Genomic DNA, 11273 nt, shown 5'->3' on the forward strand with positions numbered 1-11273 from the left:
ATTTGACATCGAAGGCACCTCGGGCCACACTCGAACCAGTTAAATGGAAATATACTTCCGAGATGTGAAACACGTTCTGAGACGGGCCAGCATCTCGATTTCTTCAGGAGGTCAGTGTGGACCTGAGCGAGTTCAATCAGCTCCCTGCCGATGACGCCCGAACGGCGTTGCGTCCATGCCTGGACGTCGACCGGTGGATCGATGGTGTCGTGGCCGCCCGGCCCTACTCCGACCTGGCCGCGGCCCTGGACTCGGCTCGCACAAGCGCGAACCCATTGAGCCCAGATGAGATCGCCCGTGCCATGTCTCACCATCCCCGGATCGGTGAGAAGGCCAAGGGGGCCTCCGCCGAGGCGGCCCATTCCTCTCGTGAGCAGGCTGGCCTGGGCTCCCTCGAAGGGGATGTTCAGGACCGTCTCGCCGCAGGCAACGCCGCCTACGAAGAGCGTTTCGACCGCGTCTTCCTCATCCGCGCCGCTGGACGCAGCCCCGAGGAGATCCTCGCTGAGCTTCAGCGCCGCATGTCCAACACCGACACCCAGGAGCTCGCAGAGGTCGGCGAGCAGCTGATCCAGATCGCCGCACTCAGACTCGAAGGAATACTTGCATGAGCTTCATCTCCGCCCACGCACTCGACTCCACGCTCGGCACTCCTGCCGCTGACCTCGAGGTCACGCTGTACTCCGGTGCTGAGGTGATCGCGAACGCCCGCACGGACGGCAACGGTCGTGTCTCGGAATTCGGACCGGACCACCTCGGCGCCGGAGACTATCGGATCGTATTCGGTACCGGTGCCTACTTCGAGACCCAAGGGCAGGATCACTTCCATCCTCAGGTGACGATCGACTTCACGGTCAAGGCCGGTGAAGGCCACTATCACATACCATTGCTGCTGAGCCCGTTCGCCTACAGCACCTACCGGGGAAGCTGAGAAGCTGACACCACCCATACGACATCAGGGGAAGCAGGCCCCCTTACAGGATCATGATCCTCAACAAACCGCCGAAGTTGGCAGGACGAGTCGTCCGGCAACCTCGCAAATCAATTGGTCACAGCGGCCAAGGCAGACTCGGTGACGAGCGCGCCGGGGTCGCTGGTTTCAGCAACAGGAGCAAGAAGATGAGCAAGGTACGACTGACAACGAACCAGTACGGCAAGGCGGAGAACCGGTTGATGAGGGTCTACCGTGACACCGATCGTCACGAGATCCGCGACCTCAACGTGACCTCGGAGCTGCGGGGCGATTTCGAAACTGCCCACACAGAGGGCAACAACGAGCACGTCGTGGCCACCGACACTCAGAAGAACACGGTCTTCGCGAAGGCCAAGGAACTCGGCGTGACCTCGCCCGAGCAGTTCATCATGGGCCTCGCGGACCACTTCACCTCGAGCTTCGACTGGGTCACCGGCGGACGCTGGGCGGCCGAGGAATACGGTTGGAGCCGCATCAACGACCACGACCACTCCTTCTACAAGTCAGCGCCTGAGACCCGCACCGCGGTCTTCACCCGCGACGGTGACAAAGACACCCTGATCTCGGGCTTCTACGGGCTCACCGTACTCAAGACCACCGAGTCGGGCTTCGTCGGCTACCCGAAGGACAAGTACACGACCCTGCCGGAGACCGACGACCGCATCCTCGCCACGGACATCGCGACCCGCTGGATCTACAACACCTCGGACCTCGACTTCGAGGGCGTGTACAGACAAGTGAAGGAGATCATCCTCGACTCGTTCACCGACCACTACTCGCATGCCCTGCAGCACACCCTGTACCAGATGGGTGAGAAGGTCATCGAGGCTGTGCCGGAGATCGATGAGATCCGCTTCTCCTGCCCGAACAAGCACCATTTCCTCTACGACATCGAACGCTTCGGACTGGAGAACCCGAACGAAGTGCTCATCGTCGCTGATCGCCCCTACGGGTTGATCGAAGCCACCTTCACCCGTGACGGTGTGGAGGAGAACAAGGACGCCTGGGCGCAGATCGCCGGCTTCTGCTGATAATTTCCATAGTCGGGTCCACGGGAAACACCTTCCCGTGGGCCTGACGTGTTTGAGAGGGAGAACTATGACCCAGGACACAACCTCGGCGATCCCGAGGGGAACCGGTGACGAAGAGATCGACGAGTGGCTCGAATCCTGGGAGGGACTCGTCAGCCAGCGTGGAACCCTGCGTGCGGCCGAGATCATGGAGGCCCTGCGCCGCCGTGCCGCATCGAACTCGGTGGCCCAGCCGAAGGTCACGACCACGGACTACGTGAACACGATCCCGGCCGATCAGGAACCTGCCTACCCGGGCGATGAGCGCCTCGAGCGCAAGTACCGCAAATGGCTGCGCTGGAACGCCGCGATGCTCGTCCACCGGGCCCAGCGTCCCGAGATCTCCGTCGGCGGGCACATCTCAACCTACGCCGGTGCCGCGACCCTCTACGAGATCGGGTTCAACAACTTCTTCCGCGGCCAGAACCACCCCGGCGGCGGCGACCAGGTCTTCTTCCAGGGCCACGCCTCACCCGGCATGTACGCCCGGGCCTACCTCGAGAACCGCCTGAGCGACAAGCAGCTCGACGGCTTCCGACAGGAGGCCTCGAAGTCCCCCAACGGACTGAGCTCCTACCCGCACCCTCGTCTGATGCCTGATTTCTGGCAGTTCCCGACCGTGTCGATGGGCCTGGGCCCGATCAACTCGATCTACCAGGCGCAGATGAACCGCTACCTGCACAACCGCGGCATCAAGGACACCTCCGACCAGCGCGTCTGGGCCTTCCTCGGCGACGGTGAGATGGACGAACCGGAATCACGCGGTGCACTCCAGCTGGCCGCCAACGAGGGCCTGGACAACCTCACCTACGTCATCAACTGCAACCTGCAGCGCCTCGACGGACCCGTGCGCGGCAACGGCAAGATCGTGCAGGAACTCGAAGCGGTCTTCACCGGCGCCGGCTGGAACGTCATCAAGGTGCTGTGGGGTCGCGAATGGGACGCCCTGCTCGACGCCGACCACACCGGCTCGCTGGTGCGGATCATGAACGAGACGCTCGACGGTGACTACCAGACCTTCAAGGCCGAGTCCGGCGGGTTCATCCGCGACAACTTCTTCGGTCGTTCACCGGAGACGAAGGGCCTCGTCGAGCACCTGAGCGACGACGACATCTGGAACCTCAAGCGCGGCGGCCACGACTACCACAAGGTCTTCGCCGCCTACCAGCAGGCAGTGAACACGACCGGCAAGCCGACCGTCATCCTTGTCCAGACGGTCAAGGGCTACGGCCTGGGCACGACCTTCGAGTCGCGCAACGCCACCCACCAGATGAAGAAGTTCACCGCCGCAGACGTCAAAGCCTTCCGCGACCGGATGGACATCCCGATCACCGACAAGGTCATCGACGAAGACCCCTACGCGGTGCCCTACTACCACCCGGGCAACGACGCTGAAGAGATTCAGTACATGCTCGAAAAGCGGAAGTCACTGGGCGGGTTCCTGCCCAACCGGAAGCCCGAGAACAGCAAGAAGACCCTGCCCGCGGTCTCCGACAAGGCCTTCTCGCAGACGAAGAAGGGCTCGGGCCACCAGCAGGCCGCGACCACGATGGCCTTCGTCCGCCTGCTCAAGGACCTCATGCGGGAGAAGGGCATCGGCAATCGGATCGTGCCCATCATCCCTGATGAGGCACGTACCTTCGGCATCGACGCGTTCTTCCCGACCGCGAAGATCTACAACCCGAACGGGCAGAACTACCTCGCCGTCGACCGTGAGCTCTTCCTGTCCTACAAGGAAGCGACCTCGGGTCAGCTGCTCCACGTCGGCATCAACGAGGCCGGTGCAGCGGCAGGCTTCACAGCCGCCGGCACCGCGTACTCGACGCACGGCGAGCCGATGATCCCGATCTACGTCTTCTACTCGATGTTCGGCTTCCAGCGCACCGGCGACGCCTTCTGGGCCGCCGGTGACCAGATGACCCGCGGGTTCATCATCGGCGCCACCGCCGGACGCACCACGCTGACCGGTGAGGGACTCCAGCACGCCGACGGCCACTCGCCGGTGCTGGCCGCGACCAACCCGGCTGTGCGGATCTACGACCCGGCCTTCGGCTACGAAATCGGGCACATCATGCGCGATGGCCTGCACCGTATGTACGGCGAGCACGACCTCGGCGACGACGCCCGCAACGTCATGTACTACCTGACCGTGTACAACGAGCCGATGCTCCAGCCGGCCGAGCCGGAGGATGTCGACGTCGATGGGATCCTGCGCGGGATCCATCGCGTGGCAGAAGCCGGCACCGGCGCCGAGGCTGGGGCAGGGGATCGCCCGCAAGCTCAGCTGCTCGCGTCCGGAGTCGCAGTCCCGTGGGCCCTTGAGGCCCGTGGTCTGCTGGCCCAGGAATGGGGAGTGGACGCGGCTGTCTGGTCGGTCACCTCATGGGCCGAGCTGCGCCGCGACGCTCTGAAGTGCGAGGCCGAGAAGCTCGAGAATTTCGAGGCCGAGCCGCGTACGCCCTATGTGCGTGAGCGCCTGGGCTCCGAGGCCGGGCCGATTGTGGCAACGAGTGACTTCGACTCCACGCAGCCGGACCTCATCCGGCCGTTCCTCAAGCAGGACTTCGCAACCCTGGGTGCTGACGGATTCGGGTTCTCCGACACGCGTGCAGCAGCGAGGCGCCACTTCAAGATCGACGCCCACTCGATGGTCGTGCGCACCCTGCAGCTGCTGGCCGACCGCGGCGAGATCGCCCGCACGGTGCCAGTTGAGGCGGCGAAGAAGTACCGCCTGAACGAGGTCAACGCAGGAACCTCAGGAACCGCCGGAGGCGATTCCTGAGGCTGCCTGACTCGACAAACGGGTGGCGTGTCGAGAATCGTAGGTGAAACTACGAGTCTCGACACGCCACCCGTTTTTGGCTGTGCAGCTTGTGGTGGCTGTGCAGTGAGCCCCAGTGCCTCAGGCGCCGCCGCGCATATCGTGGGAGATCGCCTCGGCGGCCGAGCGCAGCAGCGGAATCGCACGATCGGCGAAGTTCTGGTCGACACGGCTGATCGGTCCGGACACGGAGATCGCCAGGGGAGCGGGGGCATCGGGGATCGACATCGCGAAGCAGCGCACGCCCAGCTCCTGCTCCTGCTCGTCGATCGAGTACCCGCGGTCACGGATGCGCACCAGCTCGGCCTCGAGATCCTCGACGGTGCCGATGCTGTACTCCGTGGGCGTCGGCATCCCGGCGGTCGTCACGATGTGACGCACCTGCTCGGGTTCCAGGCCGGCGAGGATCGCCTTGCCCACACCGGTGTCGTGCATATGCGTCCGCCGCCCCACCTCGGTGAACATGCGCATCTGTCGCTGCGAGGAGACCTGATCGACGTAGACGACCATGTCTCCGTCGATGGTGGCGACGTTTGCGGACTCACCGAGTTCGTCCACGAGCGTGCGCAGGTAGGGGCGGGCGATGGCCCCCAGCTGGGTCCCGGCCAGGTTGCCCAGGCGGATCAATCCCGGTCCCAGCGCATAGCCGCGGTTGGGCAGCTGACGCACCACGCCGAGGTTGACCAGAGTGTTGAGCAGACGGTGGATCGTCGGGAGGGGCAGGCTCACCTCGGCGGCGATGTGACTCAGCGTTGCAGAACCGGAGGAGTTCGCGATGCACTCGAGGAGCCCGAAGGCGCGTTCGACGGACTGGACGCCGCCCTTGGTCTGGCGGATCGCGGGGGCCTTCGTATCGTTGCTGGTCATCCCAGTTCCTCTTCCTCGTCTATTGAATTCGTGTTCATTGACTTGCGTGGCAGCTCGACGATGAGTGCCGTCGACATGACAACCAGGATCGCTGAGCGAAACTGTGACTCAGTCTAGTCTCGAAATGGAAGAAAGTTTCCGCTCGCGATCATTCTGGCTAGATTTTCCACTATACAGAAGATATTATCCGTACTACGGAAAAGACTTATCAGAGAGGATAACTTCCATGGCTGTTCCAAGTCCCGGATACTCAATCACTCTTCGAGTGGAGACAGCGGTCGGCCGGACATCGACGTCCGACCTCGTGGCTGCAGCCGCGGCAACCGGTGCCGCGATCACCGCGCTCGATGTCGTCGAATCCACCCCGCACGCGGTGATGATCGATGTCAGCGCCGATACCCGCGATGTCGCCCACGCCGACGAGGTATCGGCTGCACTCGACAAACTTGACGGCGTCGAGGTTCACAAGGTCTCCGACCGGACCTTCCTGCTCCACCTCGGCGGCAAACTCGAATCCTCGCCCAAGGTGCCTCTGCGCAACCGTGACGACCTCTCCCGGGCCTATACGCCTGGCGTGGCCCGAGTGTGCATGGCCATCGCGGAGAACAAGGCCGACGCTCGTCGTCTGACGATCAAGCGCAACACCGTTGCGGTCGTCACAGACGGCACTGCGGTTCTGGGCCTCGGCGACATCGGGCCGGAAGCGGCGATGCCCGTGATGGAGGGCAAGGCCGTTCTGTTCAAGCAGTTCGCCGGCGTCGATGCCTGGCCGGTGGCCCTTGATACCAAGGACACCGAGGAGATCATCTCGATCTGCAAGGCCATTGCTCCGGCCTACGGCGGCATCAACCTCGAGGACATCTCCGCCCCGAGGTGCTTCGAGATCGAGGCCCGACTCCGCGAGGAGCTCGACATCCCCGTCTTCCACGACGATCAGCACGGCACCGGCATCGTGACACTGGCTGCGCTGAAGAATGCGCTCAAGGTCGTGGGCAGGAAGCTTGAAGATCAGCGCATCGTCGTGTCCGGTGTGGGCGCTGCGGGAAATGCGATCATCCGGCTCCTCCAGGTCGCTGGTGCGAAGAACATCATCGCCTGTGGCCGTGACGGCGCTATCGGACCCGAGTCGAATGTCGACACTGAGCACAAGCTGTGGCTGCAGCGCAACACGAACCCGGAGGGCTTCGAGGGCACTCTGAAGGAAGCCGTCGTCGGCTCGGACGTGTTCATCGGCGTCTCCGCTCCGAACGTGCTCGACGGCAGCGACATCCAGGCCATGAACAAAGATGCTCTTGTCTTCGCGATGGCCAACCCCGACCCTGAGGTCGACCCCGCAGAGGCGCTCAAGTACGCAGCCGTTGTGGCCACCGGCCGCAGCGATTATCCGAACCAGATCAACAATGTGCTGGCATTCCCGGGCATCTTCCGCGGCCTGCTTGATGCTGAGGCGACCGACATCGACGAGAACATCATGGTCGCTGCGGCGGACGCTATCGCCTCGTGCATCCCGGAAGACGAACTCCATCCGGGTTATGTGGTGCCTTCGGTCTTCGACCCCGAAGTGGCGAAGAAGGTCGCAGAGGCGGTTGCGGCCGTTTCGTCCTGATCATCGACCGGTCTCCTGAAACAGGGGGCCGGTCGCTGTTTTATGAGAGACAATGTTGGGAGACCAGTCCTCCCGCGCAATGATGCTACGAAAGAGAATGTGAAATTGGATCAATCAACGTTGGCCGACATCGACTCACTCCTGGCGGACACGGACGAGCTGCTGAGCACGCGGTATCCCGGCGAGCGTGATGTCCGGCAGCCCGTGCACACCGTCTACGTCCCCGGGCACCTCTCGACCCCGGCACTGCCCCGCGAGTGGGGTGAACAGGCGCTGGAATGCGTCGAGGCCAACGGCGGGATGGTTCAGCTGGCCGAACGCGTCATCATCGCCTCCCGCAAGGAGGCCCTCGCCCCCGACAGCCAGACGATGCCGAATCTGCACCAGGTCGCTCGGGAAGCGGAGATGCTCGCCGAGGCCGTCACCCGGAAGCTCGCCACCGAACCGATCGAGGACCTGAGGATGGACTTCGAGGACGGGTTCGGGAATCGTGGCGATGAGACCGAGGACGGCTGTGTGCGTGAGGCCGCACGCAATGGGATCGCAGGACTGGCCGAGGCGGGTGCGCCGGCGTTCTTCGGCATCCGCTTCAAGTGCTTGGAAGCCGATACCAGGGCACGCGGTCTGTGCACCCTGGATGTGTACCTCGCCGAGGTGATCGCCGCCCACGGATCGTATCCGAAGGAGCTTGTCCTCACGCTGCCGAAGGTGAGCACCGTCGACCAGGTCAGCGCCATGGTCCTGGCCTGCCGTGCACTCGAAGCCGAGCACGGCCTCGCCGAGGGCACGATCACCTTCGAGGTGCAGGTCGAGACCCCGCAGCTCATCCTCGGCGCCGACGGAACAGTGCCGCTGGCACCGGTCCTCGATGCTGGGGCCGGGCGCATCACCTCCCTGCACTATGGCACCTACGACTATTCGGCCTCGATGGGCGTCGCCGCCGCCTACCAGGCCATGGATCACCCGGTGGCCGACTTCGCGAAGAACCAGATGATGCTCGCGGTCGCCGGCACCGGCGTCCACCTCTCTGATGGTTCGACGAACATCATGCCTCTCGGTGAGCCCGAAGAGATCCAACGGGCCTGGAGCCTGCATGCCGGACTGGTCCGCAGGCACCTCAAGCGCGGCATCTACCAGGGGTGGGACATGCACCCGCACCAGCTGCCCACACGCTTCCTCGCCACATTCCGCTTCTACCGCGAAGGGGCGGAGCGGGCGGCGACTCGACTGCGCAACTATGTGTTCCAGGAGGACTCAGGTGTCCTCGACGAGCCGGCGACGGCACGGGCGCTGGCCCGCTACCTGGGCCGCGGACTCTCCTGTGGCGCCCACACCGAGGAGTTCGTGACGGATCGGACGAAGATGTCGATCGCGACCCTCAATCATATCGCCGCCACCGGCGCGGCAGAGTGACCTGCCGACAACCTCGGCGCCAGACCGCCGGTTTGTACTGACCAGCCCCGATCTCAAGGAGACACCACACCCATGACGACGACCGACCCCTACACCTACTTCGCGCCCACCGGCGGGCACCCGCCGCAGACGGACCTTCTGACTGACCGCGCGATCGTCACCGAGGCGTACACCGTGATCCCGCGCGGCGTCATGCGCGACATCGTGACCTCGAATCTGCCCGAATGGACGGGGACCAGGTCGTGGGTGCTGAGCAAGCCGGTGGCCGGGGGAGCGGTGACGTTCTCCCAGACCATCCTCGAGGTCGCTCCCGGCGGCGGCTCGGAGAAGCCAGAACCGCAGGCCGAGGTCGAGGGGTTCATCTTCCTCATGGCGGGAACACTCGAGATCACCCACGAGGGCCAGGCCCACACCCTGACCGCCGGCGGCTACGGATTCCTGCCTGCCGGTTCGACGTGGAGCGTGAAGTCCACCGGCGCCGAGGCGGCACGTTTCCATTGGGTGCGCAAGCGCTACCAGCCCGTGGCCGGGCTGACCCCGGAGGCCAAGTTCGGTCAGGAGTCTGACGTCGAGCCCGCGTCGATGCCGGGCACCGACAACCGGTGGCGCACGACGCGTCCCCTGGATCCGGACAACCTGGCCTACGACATGCACGTGAACATCGTGACCTTCGAACCCGGTGCGGTGATCCCCTTCGCCGAGACTCATGAGATGGAGCATGGTCTCTACGTGCTCGAGGGCAAGGCCGTCTACCGTCTCAACGGCGACTGGGTGGAGGTGCAGGAGGGCGACTTCATCTCGATGCGCGCCTTCTGCCCGCAGGCCTGCTACGCCGGTGGACCGGGTCGCTTCCGCTACCTGCTCTACAAGGACGTCAACCGCCAGGTCGAGCTGTGAGGCACTGACTCACTCATAGACGCTGACACACGAAGAACGGCGGCCCACAGGGTCCGCCGTTCTTTCTGTATTCAGCTGTTGTCAGCTACCAGTCGTCAGCCGATCAGATCAGCTTGAGGGTGCGAGCCGTGTACTCGGAGAGCTCCTTAAGCAGTGTCTCGTCATCGGCGAGGCTGCGGCCCAGCGAGGGAACCATGTCCTTGATCGCAGGCTCCCAAGCGCTGTACTGGCGTGGGAAGCAGGTCTTGAGCAGGTTGAGCATGATCGACACTGCCGTCGATGCACCAGGTGAGGCGCCGAGGAGAGTAGCGATCGAGCCGTCGGCCGAGGAGATGAGCTCGGTGCCGAAGCTCAGAACTCCGCCCTTCTTGGGATCCTTCTTCATCACCTGTACGCGCTGACCGGCCTGGATGAACTCCCAGTTGCTGGGGTCGATGTTCGGGATGAACTCGTGCATCGACTCGAAGCGGGCCTTCTTCGACGAGGCCAGCTCGGAGACGAGGTAGGTGACGAGGTCGGTGTTGTCCTTGGCCACATTGAGCATCGTGGGCAGGTTGTTTCCGCGCACCGAGAAAGGCAGATCGGTGAAGCGTCCGCCCTTGAGGAACTTCGGGGAGAAGCCGGCGTAGGGACCGAAGAGCAGGTAGTCCTTGCCGTCGACGACACGGGTGTCGAGGTGAGGCACCGACATGGCGGGTGCGCCGAAGGATGCCTGGCCGTAGACCTTGGCCTGGTGGCGGGCGACGAGGTCTGGGTTCGAGGTCCGCAGGAAGATGCCGGAGACGGGGAACCCGCCGTAGCCGCGGCCCTCGGGGATGCCCGACTTCTGCAGCAGCGGCAGGGCACCGCCGCCGGCGCCGTTGAAGACGAACTTCGCGTTGACCTTGTGGGTCTCGTGGGAGAGCAGGTCCTTGACGGTGACGACCCAGCCGTCGGAGGAGCGCTCAAGGTCGGTGACCTGGTGGCTGGTGCGGATCGTGGCACCCTTGTCGCCGACGTAGTTGAGCAGCTGGTGCGAGAGCGAACCGAAGTCGACGTCAGTGCCGACCTTCGTCCGTGAGATGCCGTTGACCTGGCCGGGTCCGCGGCCTTCGAACATCAGCGGCAGCCACTCGGCCTGGGTGGCCGGGTCGTCGGTGTACTCCATCTCGGAGAAGAGCGGATTGCGCACCATCTGCTCGTAGCGGTTCTTGATGTAGTCGCGTCCCTTCTCACCACGGCCGTAGCTGATGTGAGGGACCTGGTTGATGAAGGACTTCGGCTCCGCCAGGACGCCGTTGTCGACGAGGTGCGACCAGTACTGGCGGGAGTGATGGAACTGCTCGTTGATCTGCGAGGCCTTCGCGAGATCGACGTGGCCGTTCTCGTCCTCAGGAGTGTAGTTGAGCTCGCACAGGGCGGCGTGGCCGGTGCCTGCGTTGTTCCAGGGATCGGAGCTCTCCTCGGCGACATAGTCGAGCTTCTCGTAGACCCGGATATCCCATTCGGGCTGAAGTTCGGTCAGCATGGCACCAAGAGTGGAGCTCATGATGCCGCCGCCGATCAAGACAACGTCAACCTTTTCCTGCGTTGAGGGCATTTCGACTCTCATCCTTCGTCACTGACTACATGTATTCGACTCACAGA

At 63.9% G+C, this 11273-nt stretch carries 9 protein-coding genes; 7 read left to right on the forward strand and 2 right to left on the reverse strand.

The features are described from left to right. Positions 1-116: 116 nt before the first annotated feature. The 4 genes from uraD (at position 117) to aceE (ending at position 4825) form a co-directional block, all read left to right on the forward strand. Complete coding sequence (gene uraD, locus BANT918_RS05675; protein WP_101619341.1) at positions 117-611, forward strand: 2-oxo-4-hydroxy-4-carboxy-5-ureidoimidazoline decarboxylase; 495 nt, start codon at positions 117-119, stop codon at positions 609-611. Further along, a complete protein-coding gene (gene uraH, locus BANT918_RS05680) occupies positions 608-931 on the forward strand; it encodes a hydroxyisourate hydrolase (protein ID WP_101619342.1) in 324 nt (107 codons plus the stop codon). Before uraD ends, uraH begins: the two co-directional genes overlap by 4 nt. 188 nt (positions 932-1119) lie before the next feature. Further along, a complete protein-coding gene (gene pucL, locus BANT918_RS05685) occupies positions 1120-2004 on the forward strand; it encodes a factor-independent urate hydroxylase (protein WP_101619545.1) in 885 nt (294 codons plus the stop codon). 67 nt (positions 2005-2071) lie between these two features. Further along, a complete protein-coding gene (gene aceE, locus BANT918_RS05690; RefSeq protein WP_101619343.1) occupies positions 2072-4825 on the forward strand; it encodes a pyruvate dehydrogenase (acetyl-transferring), homodimeric type in 2754 nt (917 codons plus the stop codon). Positions 4826-4945: 120 nt separating this feature from the next. On the opposite strand, the gene BANT918_RS05695 is transcribed toward aceE, so the two are convergent. Beyond that, positions 4946-5731: an IclR family transcriptional regulator gene (locus BANT918_RS05695; protein WP_101619344.1), complete on the reverse strand. Its 786-nt coding sequence runs from the start codon at positions 5729-5731 to the stop codon at positions 4946-4948. A gap of 226 nt (positions 5732-5957) precedes the next feature. On the opposite strand from BANT918_RS05695, the gene BANT918_RS05700 reads away from it, so the two are divergent. The 3 genes from BANT918_RS05700 to BANT918_RS05710 all read left to right on the forward strand — a co-directional run bounded on the left by BANT918_RS05700 (position 5958) and on the right by BANT918_RS05710 (position 9647). Then, a complete protein-coding gene (locus BANT918_RS05700) occupies positions 5958-7337 on the forward strand; it encodes an NAD-dependent malic enzyme (RefSeq protein WP_101619345.1) in 1380 nt (459 codons plus the stop codon). 105 nt (positions 7338-7442) lie between these two features. After that, complete coding sequence (locus BANT918_RS05705) at positions 7443-8750, forward strand: DUF6986 family protein (protein WP_101619546.1); 1308 nt, start codon at positions 7443-7445, stop codon at positions 8748-8750. 72 nt (positions 8751-8822) lie between these two features. Further along, positions 8823-9647: a bifunctional allantoicase/(S)-ureidoglycine aminohydrolase gene (locus tag BANT918_RS05710; RefSeq protein WP_101619346.1), complete on the forward strand. Its 825-nt coding sequence runs from the start codon at positions 8823-8825 to the stop codon at positions 9645-9647. Between the two features lie 103 nt (positions 9648-9750). On the opposite strand, the gene mqo is transcribed toward BANT918_RS05710, so the two are convergent. Then, a complete protein-coding gene (gene mqo, locus BANT918_RS05715) occupies positions 9751-11226 on the reverse strand; it encodes a malate dehydrogenase (quinone) (protein ID WP_101619347.1) in 1476 nt (491 codons plus the stop codon). Positions 11227-11273: the final 47 nt, after the last annotated feature.

It is taken from the genome of Brevibacterium antiquum CNRZ 918, assembly GCF_900169145.1.
Lineage (GTDB): Bacteria > Actinomycetota > Actinomycetes > Actinomycetales > Brevibacteriaceae > Brevibacterium > Brevibacterium koreense.

What these genes read in the sequence shown, in the direction of transcription:
- uraH (WP_101619342.1), top strand. Translation starts at nt 608, where the DNA reads ATGAGCTTCATCTCCGCCCACGCACTCGACTCCACGCTCGGCACTCCT.
- pucL (WP_101619545.1), top strand. Translation starts at nt 1,120, where the DNA reads ATGAGCAAGGTACGACTGACAACGAACCAGTACGGCAAGGCGGAGAAC.
- aceE (WP_101619343.1), top strand. Translation starts at nt 2,072, where the DNA reads ATGACCCAGGACACAACCTCGGCGATCCCGAGGGGAACCGGTGACGAA.
- BANT918_RS05695 (WP_101619344.1), bottom strand. Translation starts at nt 5,731, where the DNA reads ATGACCAGCAACGATACGAAGGCCCCCGCGATCCGCCAGACCAAGGGC.
- BANT918_RS05700 (WP_101619345.1), top strand. Translation starts at nt 5,958, where the DNA reads ATGGCTGTTCCAAGTCCCGGATACTCAATCACTCTTCGAGTGGAGACA.
- BANT918_RS05710 (WP_101619346.1), top strand. Translation starts at nt 8,823, where the DNA reads ATGACGACGACCGACCCCTACACCTACTTCGCGCCCACCGGCGGGCAC.
- mqo (WP_101619347.1), bottom strand. Translation starts at nt 11,226, where the DNA reads ATGCCCTCAACGCAGGAAAAGGTTGACGTTGTCTTGATCGGCGGCGGC.